The following is a 21,629-nucleotide window of genomic DNA, read 5'->3' on the forward strand; positions in this document are numbered from 1 at the left end:
CTCGAACTCTTCGATGCGGATGGGTTTGCCTTTGTTGTAGCTCTTGGCGCCGGGCGGATAGGGGTGCTCGTAATACCAGACGTGCTGGGTGGGCTGGCCCTTGGTGAAGAAGAGGAGGTTGGTGCGGATGCTGGTGTAGGGATTGAAGACGCCATTCGGCAGGCGGACGATGGTGTGGAGGTTGCACTCGGTGAGGAGGGCTTCCTTGATGCGGGTTTTGACGCCTTCGCCGAAGAGGGTGCCGTCGGGCAGCACAAGTCCGGCGCGGCCGCCGGGCTTGAGGATCTTCATGAGGAGCACGAGGAAGAGGTCGGCGGTCTCGCGCGTGCGGAACTCGGCGGGGTAGTTGGACTCGATGCCGTCCTCCTCCATGCCGCCGAAGGGCGGATTGGTGCCGATGACATCGACGCGCTCCTTTGGCCCCCAGTCGCGCAACGGACGGGCGAGGGTGTTGTCATGGCGGATGCTCGACGGGATGTCGATGCCGTGCAGGAGGAGATTGGTGAGGCAGAGAATGTGCGGGAGGTGCTTCTTCTCGATGCCAGCGAAGCAGTTCTGGATGGTGCGCTCGTCGGCCTCTGTTTTGGCCTGCTGGCGCAGATGGCCGATGAGAGAAGTGATGAAGCCGCCGGTGCCAGTGGCGGGGTCGAGAAAGCTCTCGCCAAGGCGCGGGTTGAGGCGGTCGATGATGAAGTCGGTGGCGGCACGCGGGGTGTAGAACTCACCGGCATTGCCCGCGGACTGGAGGTCTTTGAGCAGCTTCTCATAGATGTCGCCGAACATGTGGCGGTCGTCGGAGGCGTTGAAGTCGATGCCATTGATCTTGTTGATGACCTGGCGCATCAAGGTGCCGTTCTTCATGTAGTTGTTCGCATCCTCGAAAGCGGCGCGGATGAGCGTGGTGATCTTGCCGCCACCACCGGTGAGGGCTTTCAGCTTGGGCAGGAGCGTGTTGTTGACGAAGTCGAGCAGGGCGTCGCCGGTGATGCCTTCATCGTCGGTGGCCCAGGCGGACCAGCGCAGGTGTTTTGGCAGCGGGGACTTGTAGTTGTCGCGGAGGAGTTCCATCTCCTTTTCGCGGTCGTCGAAGATCTTCAGGAAAAACATCCAACCGAGCTGCTCCAACCGTTGCGCATCGCCGTAGGTGCCGGCGTCCTTGCGCATGATGTCCTGGATGGTTTTGACGATGTTGGAGACGTTGGGCATGGATGGGGAAGACGTGGATAGATGGAGACTTGGAGAAGTGGAGAGGGGACGGCTGGTCAGGCAGCCTTCTGATAGAGCGCAGTTTCCAATTCCCGAATGGCTTTGAGGTAGCCGGGCTTTCCACCGAAGAGCTGCACGATCTCGATAGGCGTGCCGTGCTGGGTGAAGGGATCGACTTTGAGAATTTCCAGCGACTCCACGCTGGTGATGCCGCTGTCGGCATATTTCTGGAGCAGCGCATCGAGCACAGCACGGGCTTGGTCGCCGTATTTGCCGAAGACGTTACGCTTCTTCACCTTGTCGGCGCGTTCCTTGCGCGTGAGTGGCGGCGCATCGAAGGCGACATGGCAGACAAGGTCGAAGGCGTCGTAATCACGACCGACTTGCTCGGCGAGTTCATCAAGGAAGACACCCTTGGTGGCGAGTTCCTCCAGAATGGCCTGCTTCTTCTCCGCATCATGCCAGACAGTGAGGAAGGCATCCAATGTGGCGAACTCCTTGCGCACGGTCTTGCGCGAGTAGTCTTTGAGCGACTCGGTGATGAGCTTGCCGTTCTCATCAAGATACTGCACACGCTCGGTGGCGACGCGGACCTCGACATTATCGACGTAGTATTTGGTGGGCGTAGCGCCGCCGGGTTCATCATCACCGAATGGACCGGGTTGATCATCGCCATAGGGCGGCGGGTCTTCGCGCACGATGCTGCCACCATCGACGGGCGGCTCATCTGGCGGCACGACCGTTTCACCCTCCTTGGGTTCATAAATCTGCACGGGATCACCATCGAAGTCAGGGTCCGCAAACAGCGCGGTGGCGCGTTTGAAGTCCATGATGGTGAAGTAGAGCTTGTTGTAGTCTTCGTTGATGCGCGTGCCGCGCCCGATGATCTGCTTGAACTCGGTCATGGAGCCGATGCGCTTGTCCAGCACGATGAGGTGGCAGGTCTGCGCATCCACGCCGGTGGACATGAGCTGCGAGGTGCAGGCAATGACGGGGTAGGTGGACTCGGGGTCGATGAAGTTGTCGAGCTGGGCCTTGCCCTCGTCATTATCACCGGTGATGCGCATGACGTACTTGTTGTTCGCGGCGGCGAGGTCGGGATTTGCATTCACCATGGCCTGCCGCATGCGCTCGGCGTGGTCGATATTCTCGCAAAAAATGATGGTTTTGGCGAAACGGTTGGTGGCCTTGAGGAATTCCGTCACCTTGGTGGCAACGAGGGTGGTGCGTTTTTCAAGAATGAGGTTCCGGTCGAAATCGCGGTCGTTGTATTCACGATCCTCGATGATCTGACCATATTTGTCGGTCTGCCCGTCTTCAGGACGCCAGCCATCGAGGTCTTTGTCGATGCCAATGCGCACGACCTTGTAGGGAGCGAGGAAGCCATCGCTGATGCCCTGTTTGAGCGAGTAGGTGTAAACAGGCTCACCAAAGTATTCGATGTTGGAAACCTCCTTGGTTTCCTTCGGCGTGGCGGTGAGGCCGATCTGTGTGGCGGAGGAAAAGTATTCCAGCACCTGCCGCCAGCGCGCATCATCCGCCGCGCTGCCGCGATGACACTCATCGACGATGATGAGGTCGAAGAAGTCCTTGGAGAACTGCTTGTAGATGTTGTCATCCTCCTCGGTGCCCGTGACGGCTTGATAGAGGCAGAGATAAATCTCGAAGGACTTGTCCACCGTGCGGTTCGTGATCTTCGTCATCGCGGTGCCGAAGGGCTTGAAGTCGTTCGTCTTCGTCTGGTCGGCGAGGATGTTGCGATCCACGAGAAAGAGGATGCGCTTCTTTGCGCCCGACTTCCACAGCCGCCAGATGATCTGAAAAGCGGTATAGGTCTTGCCGGTGCCGGTGGCCATCACCAGCAGGATACGGTTCTCACCACGCGCGATGGCATCCACGGTTCGATTGATGGCGATGATTTGATAGTAACGCGGTGCCTTGCCGGAGCCGTCGTCGTAGTAGTCCTGGACGATGATGCTGAACTGCTCTGCCTTGATGCCCTTGGCCTTGCAGTAACGCGCCCATAACTCTTCCGGCGTGGGAAACTGATCGAGCGGGATCTCGCGAGTGACGGTGCCGCTGGTCGCCGTGCGGTCATGCTCCAGGAAGGCATCGCCATTCGAGCTGTAGGCGAATGGGATGTCGAGAATCTCGGCGTATTCGAGCGACTGCGGCATGCCCGCCCCGACGGAGTGGTTGTTGTCCTTGGCTTCCACCACAGCGAGCGGGAGGTTCGGCTTGTAGTCGAGCAGGTAGTCCGCCTTTTTGGCCTCACCCCGCTTCACCGTCTTGCCGCGCACGATCACGCGCCCCTTGGTGAAATAAACTTCCTCACGCACCTGCGTCATGACATCCCACTTCGTGCCATCCATGCCGACAATGGCCGGCGTGATGAACTTCGTGCGGATGTCAGTCTCAGTGAGGGCTTTCTTGTTCATCAGGGAGGCCTGTCGGGATTTCCTTGCGATATAAGCATCAAAGCCGGGGATGAGTGCTGAGGCAAGCCATGAGCAGTTCAAAACAGCCATGCTTTCAACATGTGGCGTGCCTAGGAGTCGCCGCTGCTCCATGGAGAAGCTTCAATCATCCCCATCCTCACGCGAAATGCCGGCATACAACTCGGGGAAGCGGCGTTCGAGGGACTTGGGGGTGATGTAGCCGATGAGCTGGGCTTCGTTCCAGTCGGCGAGGCCCCAGAACTCGTGGGGGAAGGCCATGATGACGGCGGTGCAGGTGGGCACTTTGGGAATGTTGGCACGGGCGAGGATGTGCTCGGCGAAGTCGTGCAGGCCGGGATTGTGGCCGAAGAGCATGACGTGATGCCAGCTTTCCTCGAAACCGCGCATGACTTCGAGGATGCGGTCGGATTCGGCGAGGTAGAGCCGCGATTCGAGCAGCAGTTTATCAACTGGCAGGGCGAAGGTCTCGCGCATGATCTGCGCGGTGCTCAAGGCGCGCAACGCGGTGCTGGTGACGAGGCGATCCGGCAGTGGAAGCAGGGCAGGGGAGCCGCTGCCGCCGAAGTAGGTGCGATGCAGAAACGCCGCGACGGCGGGTGCGGCACACTGGCCGCGTTCATTGAGCGGACGATCATGATCCGCGAGTCCGGGCTGGCCCCAGCTGGATTTCGCGTGACGCACGATGGTGAGATACTTCATGGTTTAAGAGCGATGGGCGAGGCGGAGGGAGAATGACGAATGACGAATTTCTGAATGACGAAGGAATGACGAAGCCCGAATGAACGAAACTGGTTGAAGCAGGGTGGACGCGGTATTTGGGCATTCGACATTGGAAATTCGTTCGTCATTCGGATTTACTCATTCGTCATTTGTCAGCGCCGCCACCACGAGGAGCGTCGCAGCGGTTCACACGGTCACTTTCTCCAGCTTGATCGGGTAGGTCTGGAAGGCGTTCCACTGGCAGACGATGAGATCGCCGGTGTCGAGGACGCACACATCGTGCCCGTGATCGAAAATGCGCTCGGCCTGCATTAGCGGTTTGAGTTTGCCGTCTTCATAGACTGGCTCGGTGCCACCGGGGGCGCTCACTACTTTGCCCGCGGCATCGAGGATGACGGTGAAGCCGCTGGGGTTCTGCGGGAGCTTGTTGATCTCGGGTGTCTTGGACCAGCAGACGCCGGCGTAGAGTTCCTGACCGGCGATGACGGGGCGGCAGACCATGGCTCCGGGCACGGCGAGGGTTTCGACGTATTTGCCGTCGAGCGTGAAGCGGCGGAAGCAGTTATCGACGCGTGAGGTGACGATGACGGTGGCTTTGTCGGCACCCTGGCGTGTGTCGATGGCGATGCCGTGGGCGTTGTTGAGGCGCTCGTCGGCGGGAACGTCCTTGTTGCCGCCGAAACGCTGGATGAATTTGCCTTTGGCATCGTAGCGCAGCACAAACTGCGAGCCGTAGCCATCGACGACGTAGATGTCGCCATTGGGTGCGATGGCGGTCTCGGTGGGATTGAAGACCATGTCAGGCTCATACGCGCCAACGCTCATGGGATGGCTGATGGAGAAGATTTCTTTGCCGCTGAGGTCGATCTTGGTGATACGGCCGGTTTGACGATAACCGCCGCTGCCGCTCTTCCACAGGCCGCTGTCGGTGACGAAGAGGAACTCCGCACCGTTTTCATTCGAGAGTGTCAAACCATGCCCGCCGGGCCACACGCTGCCCCAGGAGTCGAGGATGGTGCCGTCGGGCTTGAAGACGAGCATCTGGTTGTCCCAGTGATCGCCGATCATGAACAGGCGGCCGTCTTTGACCTGCACCATCTCATGACAGTTGAGGATGGGATGATGGCGGCCCTGACCGGCGGGTACCCAGTCTTTGTTCACCTTATAACGATGCGTGCCGTGGCCGATGACGATGTCCTTTTTCGGATCAGGTGCGGCTCGCAGCGTCTCGGTGAACGAGGCAGCGGCTGCGGTGGCGAGACCGGAGAGGAAGTGGCGGCGTGTTTTCATGTGAGTCGGGAATTATCGACACAGTCACGGACTCGCGCATGCTCAATTCCGCTTCATCATGGTGGCGACGCGATGCACGACCTGCGTGAGTTCGCCTGCTTCGTAGGGCTTGGGCAGCACGCCGACGAAGCCGCGTTCGAGGAAGATCATCTGCACCTCCTGCGTGACGCTGCCGCTGGTGCAGACGATGCGGGCCTCGGGGTCGAGGAGAAGGATTTCAGCGGCGGTCTCGGTGCCGTTCATGCCGCCGCGCAAGGTGAGGTCCATGAGCACCACATCAGGTGGTGTACCGGTGCGGAAGAGGCTCTGATAAATTTTCACGGCATCCTGGCCGTTGTCGCACTGCACGACTTCATAGCCGCAGCGTGTGAGTATCATGTGCGCGACTTTGCGCAGGTCGTCCTCGTCATCGACGATGAGCACCTTGCCCTTGCCATGCTTGAGCGGCACCGGGGCGGAGTCTGCGGGGATGAGCGGTTTCGTGGTGCCCGTGGCCCCGGAGGCGGGCAGATACACGCTGAACTCGGTGCCGACATTCGGCATGGAGCTGACGCGGATGTCGCCGCCCATCTCGTCGATGAAACGTTTGCAGGTGGTGAGACCGATGCCGTTGCCGTCGGGCTTCGTGGTGAAGGATTCGCGGAACAGGCGGTCGAGATTTTCCGGCGCGATGCCGCAGCCGCGATCACGCACGATGATGCGCACATGCGATCCCGGTTTGAGCACTCCATCACCTGGTGCTGGAACGACGTGGTTGTGCGCCTCCACATCCATGTAACCGCCATGCGGCATGGCCTGGATGCCGTTCATGACGAGATTTTGCAGCACTTGGCTGAGCTTGACGGGATCGGCGATGCCATGGTGCAGGTTGTCATCGCTGCGCACGCAGACATGCACGTTCGAGCCAGCGCCGGCGAATTCCACGGTGTCACGCATCAGCGCGGCGATGTCGGTGGCTTCATGTTTGCGTGGTGTGGCCTTCGAGGCCGTGACGACCTGCGAGGTGAACTGTTTCGCACGTTTCAATCCGGCAAACACAAGCTGCAACTCCTGCGCCAACGCCGGATGCTCCTGCACGTGCTGGATCAAGGCGGACAGGCGCACCGTGGCGGGGCCGAGGAGATTGTTCACGTCATGCGCGATCCCTTGCGCGAGTGCGGCGAGGTTTTCTTTGCGCAACTGCAGCGATTGCGCGTCGAGATCATCCGCAGGACGTGTTTCGGCTTTGGCAGGCGTGGTGGTTTGCGCCGGGCTGATGAGGATCGTGAAGTTCAGCAGCTTGCGCATGCTGTTGAAGACGGCACGTACACGCCAAGTGCAGGACACCGGCGTTTGGGTGCGCAGGCTTTGCAACTGGCACGCGCACTCATGGCAGCCGCCGTTGTCCACGGCAAGGCGCAGACTTTGCAGCAGCGTCGTGGCATCCTTGTCGCCAGCGACGAGATCATTCAGGCCCAGGCCACGAAGTCCCGTTTCAGGATCAGCCCCCGCCAGCATGGCCGCCGCAGCATTGCTGAAGAGCACCTTGGGGCCGCATTTGGGATCGCTGGCCTCGCTTTCGACGATCACCACGCCATCGGCGACCTGATCGAGCGCCACACGGAGGTAGTAGTTGGCCACTTTAAGATGCTCCAGACCCTGCTCCAGCTCAGCGAGAGCGGCTGGAGTTGCGGAGGATGTGGTAGAGGAAGTCATGGATATTTTCCGCGTGCTGCCGATCCATTTAGCAATTCGAGATAATTAAGACAACTTTAATTTTTGATATTTTGAGTTTTTCTGACTCCCATATTTGCGACCAAGCGTATGGAGAGGCTGCAATTGTCTTTGCGGCAGTGTGAAAAACACCTTGCCGAACGAGACATCTCCTTTACCATCGCCGCCCCTATGTCCAAAAATGCCGGTATCGCCAAGACGAGGAAAGCTTACGCCAAGCGGTTCAAAATAACTGCCACGGGTAAGGTGCTGCGCCGTAAACAAGGCAAGCGCCATATCCTGCAGAACAAGAGCCGCAAGCGGAAGCGCAACCTCGGTAAAGTCGCCCTCGTGGCGGAAGTGGATGTCAAAGCTATCAAGGCGAACATGCCGTTCTCCCATCGCTAAGACGACCACACGGTCCTGCAATCAGGACCACGATGAATCTGCCTGATCCCGCTCTGTGGGATCTTCGAACAGGTGAGGCAGACCATCGCTACCCCAACAACAGCCTGATCAAAGATAAAGACACATGCCTAGAGCCACCAACTCCCCCGCCAGCAGGAAGCGCCGCAAGCGCGTGCTGGCAAAAGCCAAAGGTTACCGCGGCTTCCGTTCCACGCATTTCCGTTATGCGAAGGACGCCGTCCGAAAAGCCGAAACCTACGCCACCCGCGACCGCCACACCAAGAAGCGCAACTTCCGCAATCTGTGGATCCAGCGCATCAACGCCGCAGTCCGCCCACTGGGCTTGAGCTACTCCCGATTTACGGAAGGCCTCAAGTACGCTGGCATCGATCTCGACCGCAAAGTCCTCGCTGACCTCGCTGTCAAAGACATCGCCGCCATCGAGGCCCTCGTTCAGCAGGCCAAGGCCGCGCTGGAAAAGAAAGCCGCCGAAGCACCCAAAGCAGCAGTGTAACGCAGCAGGTTAAATCAACCCTTTCACCGCAGCCGGGACGCGATAACGTCCCGGCTGTTTTCTTTTGTTTGATCGACACTTCTCTGACCCTTTTGATGAGTTGCGCAGTCTGGGCCGATCCTTTACCCTTTTACCATGATTTCGTCGCCTCCAGAACAGCTCGATTTGCAGCGTCTCACCGCGGCAATTGGTCCTGTTTGCCAGCGCCACGCGGTCGCCAGAATGCAACTCTTCGGATCTCGTGCCACCGGACAAGCACGCGACGACAGTGACTTTGATTTTCTCGTCGAGTTCCTGCCGCAGGCCAATGCGGGACTGTTTGAAATGGGCGGATTGAAGGAGGATCTTGAACAGCAGTTGGGGCATCCGGTGGACCTGCTCAGCCGTTCCGCAGTGGAGCGCAGCCGCAATCCCTACCGCCGCCGTTCCATTCTTGCCGCGCCCGTGACCGTGTATGCTCAGTGAGAAACAACACGGTTTGTTGAGGGACATCCTCGACTCCGCATCAGTCATCAAGACCTATCTCATTGGTGTGTCGCAGGCTGCCTTCATGCAGAACACTGAGAAGCAGGACGCGGTGCTTCGTCGCTTTGAAATCATCGGCGAGGCATCCAGCAGACTCGCGCCAGAAACACAGGCGCTCTTTTCTGGCCTGCCATTTCGTCAGATGCGCGGCATGCGCAATATCATCGCCCACGACTATGGCGATGTGGACCTTGATCAGGTGTGGCGCACGGCCTCTGGCGACGATTTGGAGGTTTTGATTGCAACGCTGCGCTCTTTCTTCGACAGCGTCGAAGGTGCCTGTGAAATCTGATCGGTTGATTCATCCGATTGCCGAGCCCACCGGCCCTCACGACTTTTCTTTCCTACCATGCTCTCCCAACTCGACTCTCTCAAAACCGCAGCCCTCGCCGCCATTGATGCCGCGCAGGATGAATCCGCGCTCGAAGCCGTGCGCGTGAACTTCCTTGGCAAGAAAGGTAGCGTCACCGCCCTCAGCGCAGGCATGAAGGACGTGCCAGTCGATCAGAAGAAGGAAGTCGGTGCCAAGCTCAACGATGTCCGCACCGCAGTCACGGATGGCATTGAGGCGAAGAAACTCGCTCAGCAAGCCGCGCAGGACGCCAAAGCCGTTGAAGGCATCGACATCACGCTTCCAGGTCGTCCGGGCGCAGGCGTCGGCGCATTGCATCCGCTCACGCAGATTCGTGATCTCGCCATCCGTACCCTGCGCCGCATGGGCTTCGCGCTTGCCGAAGGCCCTGAGATTGAAACCGAGTGGCATTGCTTCGATGCATTGAACACGCCCGCCGACCATCCTGCCCGCAACGAGAAGGACACTTTTTATCTTCCTGATGGCCGCCTGCTACGCACGCACACCTCCAGCGTGCAGATCCGCACCATGGAAGCCGCGAAGTCGCTTCCCGTCCGCATCATCGCCCCAGGCGCTGCGTATCGTCGCGATGAAATCGACGCCACGCATCTCAGCGTCTTCAACCAGCTTGAAGGCCTCTACGTCAATCAAGACGTCAGCCTCGGCGACCTCAAAGGCACGCTCGAATACTTCTTCCGCGAGATTTTCGGCCCCACCACCGCCGTGCGATTCCGTCCGCACTTCTTCCCGTTCACCGAGCCGAGCTTTGAGATCGACGTGAAACTCGAAGCCAAGGGCAAAGACGCCCGCTGGATCGAAATCGCCGGCTGCGGCATGGTCGATCCCGCTGTCTTCACCGCCATCAACAAAGCGCGTGGCGACACGCTCTTCGATCCCGACACCACCACCGGCTTCGCCTTCGGTCTCGGCCTCGACCGCCTCGCCATGATCATGCACGGCATCACCGACATCCGTCACCTCATCGACAACGACGTCCGCTTCCTCCAGCAGTTCGCCGCCTGAAAGATGAACCACTAACTGACACTGACTGGCACTAATTAATTCCGATCAGTCATCAGTGTCAGTCAGTGCAAGTCAGTGGTTCTTTAATTCTGATCTAATCATGCAAACCTCCCTCTCCTGGCTCAGCACTCATCTCGACCTGAGTTCCTACACCACCGCTCAACTCTCCGATCTCCTCACCTTCGCCGGTGTCGAAGTCGAAGGCATCGAAGAACGCGGCGTCACCACCGACAAAGTCGTCGTGGCGCAAATCCAGTCCTTCGAACAGCACCCGAACGCCGACAAACTCAGCGTCTGCCAGGTCGATGACGGCAGCGGCACCACACGTCAGATCGTCTGCGGTGCCAAGAACTTCAAAGCAGGCGACAAAGTGCCCCTCGCACTGCCCGGAGCCACTTTACCCGGCGGATTCGCCATCAAAGAAGGCAAACTGCGCGGTGTCGATTCCATGGGCATGATGTGCAGCGGCAAAGAACTCGGTCTTGGCGACGATCACAGCGGCCTGCTCATCATGGCCGCCGATTCACCCATCGGCACGCCCTTCAATCAGCTCAATCCAGCCGACGTGCTTTTCGATCTCGAGATCACGCCGAACCGCCCCGACCTCCTCAGCCACCTCGGCCTCGCCCGCGAACTCGCCGCCCTCACCGGCCTCCCGCTCAAAGGCCAGCGCGAATACACCAAGACAACGACCAAGGCCCAACTTGGAACTTCAAACCTGAAACTTGAAACTCCGGCTGCCTGCCCGCTCTACACCGCCCGCATCATCAAAGGCGTCAAAGTCGGCCCCAGCCCCGAGTGGTTGCGCCGTCGTCTCGAAAGCATCGGCCTGCGTCCCATCAACAACATCGTGGACATCACGAACTACGTCATGATGGAGATGGGCCAGTCGCTGCACAGCTTCGATCTCGACAAGCTCAACGGCAGCATCGTCGTGCGCTTGGCCGCTGAAGGCGAAAAATTCCTCGCGCTCGATGGTCAAACCTACGCGCTGCAAACCGACGACCTCGTTATCGCCGACAGCCATCGCCCCGTCGCCATCGCAGGCGTCATGGGCGGTGAAGAAACCGGCGTCACCGACACCACGGTCAATGTGCTGCTCGAAAGCGCCTACTTCACGCCAAGCGGAATTCGCCGCACTTCACGCCGACTCGGCCTCAGCAGCGACAGCAGCTACCGCTTCGAGCGCGGCATCGATCCGCAGCACGTGCAGGGCGGTTCCGAGTTCGCCACCAAACTCATCCTCTCCATCGCCGGTGGCACCGCCGAAGATGTCGTTCTCGTCGCTGGCGAAGCCCCCGCGCTCGTCGGCGAAGTCACGCTCGATGAAAATCGCGCACGCAAGCTCCTCGGCACGCCCGACATCACGGGTGATGAAATCCACGCCATCCTCGAAAAGCTCGGCCTCACCAAAAAGTCCGCCAACAAGCACGAAAGCCACTGGCTCATCCCCAGCTATCGCCTCGACCTCCAGCGCCCTGTCGATCTCATCGAAGAACTCGCCCGCGTCATCGGCCTTGATCGCGTTCCATCACGCCAAGTCGCCGTCGCATCGCCCGTCGAGGCCGCCGACCGCACCTACGACTTCGGCATGACCCTGCGCCAGTCCTTGGCCAGCCGCGGCTTCTTTGAAGCACAAACCCTGCGCCTCATCTCCACCGCGCAGCTTGCAGACAGCCTCGGCGCTGCCGATGCCGCCAGTGTGGCCGTTGCCGTGAAAAACCCGCTCAGCGAAGACCACACCACGCTGCGCCCCAGCATCGTCCCTGGCCTCATCGCCACCGCCGCGCTCAACATCCGCCAGGGATTGCATCGCCTGCGCTTCTTCGAACTCGGCCGCGTCTTCCTCAAGCTCCCCAACGGCTCCAGCCGCGAAGAAGAACGACTCTCCATCCTCCTCAGCGGCCCCGTATCGCCATCGAGCTGGCATGATCGCGAACCCCAAGCCGCCGATATCCACGAACTCGTCGGTCAGATCCAAAACCTCACGCGCACGCCCATCGAAGTGCGTCCCGCCAAGGAAAACGCCGCCAACTTCCTCCTCACCAGCGAACTCCGCACCGGTAATCGCGTCCTCGGCTGGATCGCCCAACTGCATCCATCCCGCACCCGCGACATCGACGCCCGCCATCCTGTCTATGTCGCCGAACTCCTCCTCAGCGCCCTGCGCCAAGGCAGCACCGGCCCCACGAAATTCGAGGAACTCCCCCGCTTCCCCGGCATGACCCGCGATGTTGCCATGGAAGTCCCCGCCGACCTCCCCCACGCCAAAGTCGCCGCCTTCTTCGCCTCGCAGAAGCACCCGCTCTTCATCGGAGCCGAAGTCTTCGACATCTTCACCGACCCCACCGGCGCCAAGATCCCCAGCGACCGCAAATCCATCGCCTGGACCCTCACCTACCGCGCCTCTGACAAAACCCTCGAAACCGCCGAAGTCGATGCCGCCCACACCGCCATCCTCACGGCGTTGGAGAAGACACTGCCTGCCAAGGTGCGGTGAAGCGGTAAAGCGTTTTGCCCATTACTAAGGCCATGCTCTCTCCAGCGCTTTCTGCGCTGTTGGGGCTGCATACGACTGTGCTCCCCAATTTGAGGTGATCCATGTCAAGCCTTGTTTGGCCGCATGGTCACTTGGCCATCCCGATTCAAGGGCTTTGATAGCGTCGAGCACCTCATCCTCAGCTTCCCTGCCTCGTCCTGATTGATCGCGTACGAAACCCAGAATGGAGTCTCGGGCTTTGGCGTCAGCTGGCCACCCCTCAGCCAACAATTCGATCACTGTTCGGCGCAAAATGGAGCAGGGTTCGGCAATCGTTTTATCTTCGGCACGGGCGTCCAGAAGTGAACACAGGGTGTCACGAAGTTCTGAATCTCGTTTCCACTTTGCTCGAAAACCAAAGACGACAGAGTTACGGGCATAACAGAAAGTCTCAGCAAAAGAACCGTCTTTCCGACGGGCGTTCAGATACTGCCAAAGATATTTTCTAATTTCCTTATTGTTTTGCCAGCATCCTACGAGGCACTTGACTGCTGCGGCGCGAACATGTTTCGCCGACTCAACAAAATCACCGTCTGCAGTTTTTGAGGTAATAATGTCCAACAGGAAGGCACCAACGAATGAGTCTCCTGGCATACCCGCGCCCAGTTTTTCAGTGGCAAGAGCTCGCACGGTCTCCGATGGATCAGCTGTCATATGTTCGTTGCCACGAATAACAGCAATAAGAACAGATTGTAATTCAGGATCGGAGGGCCAACCGGTTGCAAGGCTATAAATTGCTGCCGCACGCGCTTCAATTTCCTCCATAACAGGGTGGCCGTCGCTGCTGCGAGATCTAAGGACCGACTCGAAAACGGGCTTCAAATCAGCATCTGCCTTCCACTCTTGACCCAGAGCATTAAGAACCGCCGCCAAGTCCAGTTTGAGGTTGGAAGGGCTTTCCACAGATGCAATCAAACGCTCCTTAACCAGGCTGTCATTTTTCCAGCCTTTTCCCAGTGTCCAAGGCACCTGTGTTCTGACATGACGAAGATCATTGTCATGCAGTGCGGCTGCGGGATGATCGGTTAAAAACGAGCACAGCCAGTCTCGCACGGAAGCATCTTGACTCCAGCCTTCGGCAAGAGCTTCGAATGCTGCCTCCCACGCGTGTTCATCAGGCTCTTCAATATGACCTGCCGCGTTTGTTCGAGTGATAACGTTGTACAAGAATGCCTTGGCAGTTTCGTCTCCATGCCAAACGCGTCCCATGCTCTTGACCCCCTGAACTCTGACGTATTCACTCTCTTCTATAAATCCTTCGCCTTTTCTCGCCTCCAACAAACTAACGACGGCGTCGCGCAGCAAGATTGAGTCCGCCCATTCAGGCTTTAGATCTTCCAACACACTCTCCCTCTCATAGCAGGAACTGCCGTCGATGTTTTCTACGCTCAGTATCTTTAACAACCGACTTTCCGATTCGTGGTGTGAGTTTGGCGAGAGCTGCTTGGCTTCTTCGGGCTGCGACATGCGGCCGACAAAGCATGAAGTTTCATGCGAATCCAGCGCTGATTCAGACAGGAGTTGCTCCAATCACCTTCGCCACGCGATCCATCTCCGCTTCCGTGTTGTAGAAATGCGGGCTGAAGCGCAGGAGCGGCTGGCCGACACGGTTGTGGCGCAGGGAAGGAGTGATGGCGTGCTCGTTGAGGTGCTTGGCAATGTCTTCGAGTGAGCGCTGCGGATGCTGCACGGTCGTGATGGCCGAGGCCTGGTTGCTTTGCGGATCGGGGCCGAGGAAGGTGAAGCCTTGCTGTGCCAAACCGGAATGGAGACGGGCTTTGAGCTTCAGAAGCTGGGCGCTGATGGCTGGGAGGCCGATTTCCTGGATCAGGTCGATGCCGGCCTTCATGCCGAGGATGCCGGAGATATTGAGGGCGCCGGGTTCATAGCGACGTCCGCCGCGTTCGAAGGCGATTTCCTCCTGAGCGATGAAGTTCGGGCTGCGCACGTTCCAGGAGCCGAGCAGGCTGGGGCGGAGTATGTCCTGCAATTCCTCGCGCACGTAAAAGATGCCTGCGCTCATGGGGCCGAGCATCCATTTGTGCGAGTCGGCGGAGAGGAAATCGACGTGATCGACGCGGGTCTCGAACGCACCGACGGTTTGAATGGCATCAAGGCAGAACAACACGCCGCGCTCGCGCAGCAGGCGGCCGATGCGGTCGATTTCGATGCGGTAGCCGCTTTGGAAGTGGCAGGAGGCGAGCGCGACGAGCTTGGTTTTCGGTGTGAGCGCCGCTTCGACGAGTTCGGGCGTGATTTCGCCGAGAGAGGCCGGTTGGAGGCGTTTCAAGACGACGCCATGGCGTTCCAGATCGCTCCACGGATACACATTGGCAGGATAATCATCGAGATAGCTGACGACTTCATCGCCTGCCTGCCAAGGAAGCCCGTTGGCGACCAAACTGAGGCCGACGGAGGTGGGACCGATGAGCGCGATTTCACTGGCCTTGGCTCCGATCAATTCAGCCGCGACGACGCGCGTTTCGTTCACCGCATGCCATGCCTCGGGATACTCCTGCATGCTCAGGCAGCATTGTTCGAGGTAGTCCTGCATCGTGCGTGTGACACGGCGCGGCAGGATGGTGACGCCGGCATGGGCGAGGAACAGGCCGTTCTTGATCACCGGAAACTCCTGCTGACGCAGGGATTCGTCTGTGAGCAGAGCTTCCAGCGTGAGCGCCATATCAAGCGACCTTCAAAGTCTTCGCGCCTTCGTCGATGAGGTGCCAGAAGCTCTTGGACTTGCTCAACTCCTCGTCTTCGCCACCACCGGGCAGGTTGCTGCGGAAGAGGAAGTCTTGGAGGGTGTTTTTGTGCAGCACACGATGCACACGCACGTTGCCATCGACGATGCTGAAGTAAATGCGGTGGTCACCCGCACGGCAACGGTAGAATTTTTTGCTGCTGCGCTCCAGGACGCCGTAACGTTTGGCCAGAATGGTGTCGTCGATGTCGGCTGGCTGGATGTTTAGGGCCTCCAGTAGGTGAAATTGCACCTGCGTGGGCAGATGGGAGAGTTCGGCGGCGCTGATGTCGTTGAAAACAATCTGGATCACGGTGCGGGTGGGTTCGAGGTTGCTTAGAATCTTTTGATCACATGCTTTTTGCGGACGCTGTCCATCCACTTGTCGATGTTGGCCTTGGATTTTTCCTGATTGATCATCTTTTCGATCTCCGGGCGCATTTTTTCCAGATCCGGTGCCGTGCCGAGCTTTTTCGCATCACAGGCAACGATGATGTAGTTGGACTCCTGGTCGATGATCGGGCTGATGCCGCCGGTCTTGAGCTCCATGGCGGCGTTGGCGATGGCGGGCATGAGGTCCGTTTTTGCCATCCAGTCCCAGGCGCCGCCGGTCTCGGCGTGGCTGTCCTGGGAGTAGGCCTTGGCCGTGGCGGCGAAGTCGCCGCCGCCGACGATCTTGCTGCGCAGATCCTGGGCGAGCTTGTGCTGCTTTTCCGGCGTGGAGCCGACCTCACCGGTGAACTTGGGGATGGTGATGGTGGAGATTTTGATCTGGTCGCCCTCACGCCACTTGTCCACGTTCTTGTCGTAGAAATCCTGCACCTCACGTGGCGTCGCCGGCGGATGCTCGCCGGAGTTGCGCGCACGCATGACGTTCATGATGACCATCTTCTCGCGCATCTCACGGAACTTCTTCACCGACATGCCGGTCTTGCCCAGTTCGTCCACAAAGGCGTCACGGTTGCCCTTGAAGCTGTCGCGGATGATGGTGTTGATGTCGTCATCGACGTACATGGGTTTGATGACACCGCCGATTTTCTTGAATTCGGCCAGGAGGATCTCACGGTCGATGAGCGTTTCGACGGCGGAGGCCCGGATGGCCGCCAGTTCTTTGTTCAGGCGGGCCGGATCGTTCATGAACTGGTAACGGACGATCTGTTCCTGCGCTTTGATCGTGTCCCGCACCTCGGATGACATGATGGGATTGCCATCGACGACGGCCACGATGGTGAAGGAAGACTGGGCCGTGGCGCTGGAAAAAGCGGCGGCGACCAGGGGCAGAAGCAAGCAGGTGCGCAGGGAAATCATGACGAATGAACCGCCATCCTAGGGCGTGGGGGCGGTGTGGCAAGGCGAAGTTCGCCCGCGTCGAGGCGGGTTCACCTGGCCCGCTTGCTGGTCGTGATGGATGAGAAGCAGTCGGGCGGCTTGAAATAGGTCTTGTCGTTTTTCGCCCGTTTTGCCATCATCTGAAATTCGCCTGCTTCCGGCAGGCTGCCAACCCAACTGGAGATGATCCCATGAAAGCATACTGCCCGTGTAAATCGCCGTCACTCCCCCCCCGCACCAGCCTCGTGCTGATGGGAATGCTCGCCACCCTCGTGTGGCCGCACGCCTCATCCGCGCAGACGCCCGCCGCACCTGCTGCGGCACCTGCTGCGGCACCCGCGCCCGCCACAACTCCAGTTCCGGCTCCCGCGAAAAAAGAGCCAAGGATCGAGCCCTTCGTGCCCGCGCCGGAGGTTGCAGTCACGGACATGGAGTACGCCACGAGCGTCGCGCTGGCGCAGGGTGTGGCTAAATTAAAAGCACTTTCCGCCGCCGACCCGCAGGGCTGGATCATCCCGCCGATCCAGCGCGTGCGCATCACCGGCTACAAGGACGTGCCGCGCAAATACCGCCGCATCGAGGTGGACCGGCCCATTTATGAATACACCGACCTCGTGGTGATGATTCCCAATTCCTCCCCCGGCGAGCCACCGCTGCGTCAGGTGCGCAAGGTGCCCACGCGGCAGATCGACACGAAAAAGGAAATCATCATCCGCTGGGATCCGAACGGCCCGGAGGAGATGATCGACAAGCAGCCCATCTACGAGCATGTCGGCGACACCTCGTGGCAGTTCAATCTCATCGGCGATTCTGCGATGGCGCTCACCGCGTTGCGCAATGCGGGCCTGCCGGAGAATGACCTCGTCATCTACAAGATGTCGGAGAACCTGCTCAACTACCTCGACACCTACGGCGCTCCCGATCATACCTGGAATGTCGCCCAGCTCGCCATCGCGCTGGCGCGCACGCCCGGCGAGGTGGCGCAGGAATGGACGCTCAAGCTCGCGTCCCGCCTGCTCGACGGCCAAATTGCCGACGGACCCGCGCGTGGATTGTGGGGACCGATGTGCATTCACCCGCGCATTCTCGCCGTCGTTATTCGCGATTACCTCGCCGGTGAGGCGGAGGTCGAAAAGCTCAAGGCAAAACTTAAAGAGCGTCCCACCAAGGCGAATGAGGTGCTGCTCAGTGCCGCCGAGGGCGGCCGCAACCGGCTCAAAACCTACGCGGAGTCGTGGAGCCGCAGCGCGCTGCGCTTTGCCACCGCTGAGTGGCCGCTCGTGTGGGAGGACCTGTCGTCCGAAAAGGTGCAGTTTGGCGGCGCGACGGAGTTCTTCTACAATCAACGTGCCGCTGACATGGATAGCACCTGGGTGGCGCTGTTCGCGCTCTCCGAGTGCGCAGCGGCGAAGCGCCTGCCCAAAGAATCTCTCCGTCCCGAGATCCCTGTCGCCTACAGCGCCGTCACCAAGATCGGCGAAAAGGCCAGACCGCAGGGCGAAGCCAAATCCATGCTCAATGCCACCACCGTGCCGCCGGAGAACGCCATCGCCGTGCTCGCCCGTGCCGCCAATGCGCTCGCCACCTTGCTCGGTGATGGTGCCGCCTGGCACGAGTGCAACATCCACCAGCCTGTGCATGACTTTGACACCTTCGACAAATACCTCTCCGTTCCCGTCGTCGAGGACAGCTTCATGCCGCTGCCCTCGCCCGTCACCCCGCTCAGCGCCGTCCAGGGGGTCGCCGCGCTCGACAGCATTGGCCGCGTGGTCGGCATCGACAAGATGGCCAAGTTCATGCCGAAGTACGAAACCGGTGCGAAAGGCCGCGTGATGCTGCTCGCCGAACATCTGCTGACGCTTTGGAAGAAGCAAAATCAGAAGCCCAACCCCAATGTTGCGAGCCCGGAGCTGTTTGGCCTGCTGCTGGCTTCCTCCCGCTCGCTGATGATGCCAACGCCGCTGAGTGCAGGCGGGGAGAACACGGCGGATCTTTTCGCACGCATGCTCATCCTCGCCGCCGATCCCGATGGCACCTGGGGCGCGCGCTTCAGGCGCGTGTATCGCCCCAGCAGCATGCGGGAGCGCTGGACCGTCATGTCCGAGATGCCCGGACGTCAGTGGCGCGACTGGCGCACGAACCAGCCCGTCGATATCAACAAGGCTCACGTCGCCTACTGGAACCACGCCGGCAGCGAATACACCACCAGCCCCGGCACGCCCTTTGCCACCGCCGTCGTGGTCAATTACCTCGCCTCCCGCCTCAAAGATCCCGGCGCGATGGTGAGCAGGCTCATTGACGACGCCAACCTCGCCGACCAGCGCAAATCCATCGAGGCCATCCTGCTCCCGCCGCCGAAGCCCAAGGCACCACCACCGCCGCCCAAACCCATCGCCCAGGTCCCCACGAAGCCTGCGGAGCCGAAAAAGGCCGAAATGGTCGTCCCCAAGCTCGAAGACAAGCCCAAGGACGCCACGCCGAAGAAGGACGAGGCATTCTAAGCCTCGCGCCCTCTGAAGACAGTGCGGTGGCAGAGTTAGCAAAGTATCACACTCCGTGATTGCCAGCACGGCGTGTCCGCGTTTAGCCTGCTCTCCCATCACTGACCTCATGAGCAAGAAAGCCGCCTCCAAGCCCGCCAAGTCCTCCAATCAGAGTCTCCTCGTCGAAAACCGCGTGTTCAAACCGGGCGCGGAGTTCGTCAAACAGGCCCGCATCAAAAGCATGGCGCAGTATAAGACCATGCATGCCGAGTCGTTGAAGCATCCCGACAAGTTCTTTGGCCGTGAAGCCAAAGAACTGCTCTGGACCAAGCCTTTCACCAAAGTGCTCGACTGGAAATGCCCGAACGCGAAGTGGTTCACCGGCGGCAAGCTCAACGTCAGCGAGAACTGCCTTGATCGTCATCTCAACGGCCCGCGCAAGACCAAGGCCGCCCTCATCTGGGAAGGCGAACCCGGTGAGAAGCGCGTGTACACCTACCAGCAGCTTCACCGCGAGGTCTGCCGCTTTGCCAACGTGCTGAAGCGCAACAAGGTTAAAAAAGGCGACCGCGTCATCATCTACATGCCGATGATTCCCGAAGCGGCCATCGCCATGCTGGCATGCACACGCATCGGTGCGGTGCATAGCGTCATCTTCGGTGGCTTCAGTGCGGAATCCATCAAGGACCGCGTGCTTGACTGCGGTGCTGCGATTGTGATCACTGCCGACGGTGGCTACCGCCGTGGTGCTGTGGTGCCGTTGAAGAAGAACGTCGATGACGCCCTCAAGGGCGGTGACACACCCGTGAAGACCGTCATCGTTTACAAGCGCACCGGCCAGGACGTCCACATCGAGGAAGGCCGCGACGTGTGGTGGAATCGCGAACTTGAATACGTCGATGCGCACTGCCAGCCGGTGGCGCTCGATTCCGAGGCTGATCTGTTCATTCTCTACACCAGCGGCAGTACCGGCAAACCCAAGGGCATCCTCCACAGCACCGCTGGCTACCTTCTGCACGCGCAGATGACCTGCAAATACGTCTTCGATCTGCGTGACGACGATGTGTACTGGTGTACCGCCGACATCGGCTGGGTCACCGGCCACAGCTACATCGTCTATGGCCCGCTGGCCCTCGGCGCGACCTGCCTCATGTATGAAGGCGCTCCAAACTGGCCCGAGAACGACCGCTTCTGGCGCATCATCGAAGAATACGCCGTCACCGTTTTCTACACCGCGCCGACCGCCATCCGCGCCTTCATGAAGTGGGGCGACGAATGGCTCAAGAAGCACGATTTGAGCAGCCTGCGCCTGCTGGGCACCGTCGGTGAGCCGATCAATCCCGAAGCCTGGATGTGGTATCACAACAAAGTCGGCGGCGGCAAGTGCCCGATCGTGGACACCTGGTGGCAGACTGAAACCGGCGGCCACATGATCACGCCGATCCCTGGTGCGATCCCCACCAAGCCCGGCACCGCCACGCTGCCCTTCTTCGGCGTCGAAGTCGGCATCGTCGATGATCTTGGCAAAGAAGTGGGCACCAACGAGCAAGGCAAGCTCGTCATCAAAAAGCCATGGCCGTCCATGCTGCGCGGCATCTGGGGCGACAAGAAACGCTACCAGGAAACCTACTGGAGCGACTTCAAAGGCTGGTACTTCGCTGGAGACGGCGCCCGCCGCGACAAAGACGGCTACATCTGGATCATCGGTCGCATCGACGACGTGCTCAACGTTGCCGGTCATCGCCTCGGCACCGCCGAAGTCGAAAGCGCCCTCGTTTCGCATCCGTCAGTCGCCGAAGCCGCTGTGGTGGGCCGCCCGGATGAATTGAAAGGCCAGGGCGTCGTTTGTTTCGTCACCGTGAAGGAAGGCATCAAGACCAGCCGCGAACTCGGCGATGAATTGAAGAAGCACGTCCGCAAAGTCATCGGCCCTGTCGCCACGCCGGATGAAGTACGCTTCGCCGCCGTCTTGCCCAAGACCCGCTCCGGCAAGATCATGCGCCGTCTCCTCAAGCAGATCGCCGCTGGTGAGATCATCAAAGGCGACACCACCACGCTGGAGGACATCAACGTCATCGCCCAGTTGATGGCGAGCGCGGAGGATTGAGATCAAGCAGATCGGTCGGATCAGTTCGATCCGACCGATCATTTTCGGGGCGCATCCAGCGGCAGCGCCCCCTTGCAGTCAGGGTAGCCCCAATGCAGTTAAGCAATCCTGAAACGAACGCCGAACTGGCCCCTCACCTAACCTTTCGCTTCGCGGCGCTTCGCTAGCCCCGAAGCTCGCCTGTTTGCGTAACACGTTTCTCGCGGGGAGAGGGACCTGAATATCGTGCGCCAGCGTCA

The 21,629-nt window shown here is 59.8% G+C and carries 17 protein-coding genes; 8 read left to right on the forward strand and 9 right to left on the reverse strand.

Annotated features, from left to right (window positions below; genetic code table 11):
• From ACKVY0_RS07415 to ACKVY0_RS07435, 5 genes are all read right to left on the reverse strand, one after another.
• The coding region (locus ACKVY0_RS07415) for an N-6 DNA methylase (protein ID WP_409214164.1) at window positions 1-1,206 on the reverse strand (1,206 nt) is incomplete at its 3' end.
• Window positions 1,207-1,262: 56 nt separating this feature from the next.
• Window positions 1,263-3,644, reverse strand: coding sequence for an EcoAI/FtnUII family type I restriction enzme subunit R (hsdR, locus tag ACKVY0_RS07420; protein ID WP_409214165.1), 2,382 nt, complete (start codon window positions 3,642-3,644; stop codon window positions 1,263-1,265).
• A 141-nt stretch (window positions 3,645-3,785) separates the two neighbouring features.
• On the reverse strand, window positions 3,786-4,364 hold the full coding sequence (locus ACKVY0_RS07425) for a SixA phosphatase family protein (protein WP_409214166.1): 579 nt from the start codon (window positions 4,362-4,364) through the stop codon (window positions 3,786-3,788).
• Between the two features lie 207 nt (window positions 4,365-4,571).
• Window positions 4,572-5,675, reverse strand: a complete 1,104-nt coding sequence (locus tag ACKVY0_RS07430) for a 6-bladed beta-propeller (RefSeq protein ID WP_409214167.1) — start codon at window positions 5,673-5,675, stop codon at window positions 4,572-4,574.
• Between the two features lie 42 nt (window positions 5,676-5,717).
• Window positions 5,718-7,370, reverse strand: coding sequence for an ATP-binding protein (locus ACKVY0_RS07435; RefSeq protein ID WP_409214168.1), 1,653 nt, complete (start codon window positions 7,368-7,370; stop codon window positions 5,718-5,720).
• 189 nt (window positions 7,371-7,559) lie between these two features.
• On the opposite strand from ACKVY0_RS07435, the gene rpmI reads away from it, so the two are divergent.
• From rpmI to pheT, 6 genes are all read left to right on the forward strand, one after another.
• Entirely contained in the window at window positions 7,560-7,775 is a 216-nt protein-coding gene (gene rpmI / locus ACKVY0_RS07440; RefSeq protein WP_377164684.1) for a 50S ribosomal protein L35, read from the forward strand.
• Window positions 7,776-7,899: 124 nt separating this feature from the next.
• Window positions 7,900-8,289 (forward strand): 50S ribosomal protein L20, encoded by a 390-nt coding sequence (gene rplT, locus ACKVY0_RS07445; protein WP_409214169.1) that lies wholly within the window; start codon window positions 7,900-7,902, stop codon window positions 8,287-8,289.
• Between the two features lie 135 nt (window positions 8,290-8,424).
• The gene (locus tag ACKVY0_RS07450) at window positions 8,425-8,754 is read left to right on the forward strand and encodes a nucleotidyltransferase family protein (RefSeq protein WP_409214170.1); all 330 of its coding nucleotides are present in this window, start codon (window positions 8,425-8,427) and stop codon (window positions 8,752-8,754) included.
• Between the two features lie 16 nt (window positions 8,755-8,770).
• Window positions 8,771-9,106, forward strand: coding sequence for a DUF86 domain-containing protein (locus tag ACKVY0_RS07455; protein ID WP_409214171.1), 336 nt, complete (start codon window positions 8,771-8,773; stop codon window positions 9,104-9,106).
• 57 nt (window positions 9,107-9,163) lie between these two features.
• Window positions 9,164-10,189: a phenylalanine--tRNA ligase subunit alpha gene (gene pheS / locus ACKVY0_RS07460; protein WP_409214172.1), complete on the forward strand. Its 1,026-nt coding sequence runs from the start codon at window positions 9,164-9,166 to the stop codon at window positions 10,187-10,189.
• A 100-nt stretch (window positions 10,190-10,289) separates the two neighbouring features.
• On the forward strand, window positions 10,290-12,689 hold the full coding sequence (pheT, locus tag ACKVY0_RS07465; protein ID WP_409214173.1) for a phenylalanine--tRNA ligase subunit beta: 2,400 nt from the start codon (window positions 10,290-10,292) through the stop codon (window positions 12,687-12,689).
• 24 nt (window positions 12,690-12,713) lie between these two features.
• Here pheT and ACKVY0_RS07470 read toward each other — a convergent pair whose 3' ends face one another.
• Genes ACKVY0_RS07470 through ACKVY0_RS07485 form a run of 4 tightly spaced genes read right to left on the reverse strand, consistent with a single transcriptional unit; the run spans window position 12,714 to window position 16,758 of the window.
• Window positions 12,714-14,195: a hypothetical protein gene (locus tag ACKVY0_RS07470; RefSeq protein WP_409214174.1), complete on the reverse strand. Its 1,482-nt coding sequence runs from the start codon at window positions 14,193-14,195 to the stop codon at window positions 12,714-12,716.
• Window positions 14,196-14,238: 43 nt separating this feature from the next.
• Window positions 14,239-15,411, reverse strand: coding sequence for an aminotransferase class V-fold PLP-dependent enzyme (locus ACKVY0_RS07475; protein WP_409214175.1), 1,173 nt, complete (start codon window positions 15,409-15,411; stop codon window positions 14,239-14,241).
• Between the two features lies 1 nt (window position 15,412).
• Window positions 15,413-15,784: a type II toxin-antitoxin system RelE family toxin gene (locus tag ACKVY0_RS07480; RefSeq protein WP_409214176.1), complete on the reverse strand. Its 372-nt coding sequence runs from the start codon at window positions 15,782-15,784 to the stop codon at window positions 15,413-15,415.
• Between the two features lie 23 nt (window positions 15,785-15,807).
• Window positions 15,808-16,758 (reverse strand): peptidylprolyl isomerase, encoded by a 951-nt coding sequence (locus tag ACKVY0_RS07485; RefSeq protein WP_409214177.1) that lies wholly within the window; start codon window positions 16,756-16,758, stop codon window positions 15,808-15,810.
• 233 nt (window positions 16,759-16,991) lie between these two features.
• Here ACKVY0_RS07485 and ACKVY0_RS07490 point away from each other — a divergent pair, with 233 nt between their 5' ends.
• Both ACKVY0_RS07490 and acs read left to right on the forward strand, forming a co-directional pair.
• A complete protein-coding gene (locus tag ACKVY0_RS07490) occupies window positions 16,992-19,301 on the forward strand; it encodes a hypothetical protein (protein ID WP_409214178.1) in 2,310 nt (769 codons plus the stop codon).
• Window positions 19,302-19,410: 109 nt separating this feature from the next.
• A complete protein-coding gene (gene acs / locus ACKVY0_RS07495; protein WP_409214179.1) occupies window positions 19,411-21,390 on the forward strand; it encodes an acetate--CoA ligase in 1,980 nt (659 codons plus the stop codon).
• Window positions 21,391-21,629: the final 239 nt, after the last annotated feature.

This window comes from Prosthecobacter sp., from assembly GCF_046154365.1.
In the GTDB taxonomy this organism is placed as follows: Bacteria; Verrucomicrobiota; Verrucomicrobiia; order Verrucomicrobiales; family Verrucomicrobiaceae; genus Prosthecobacter.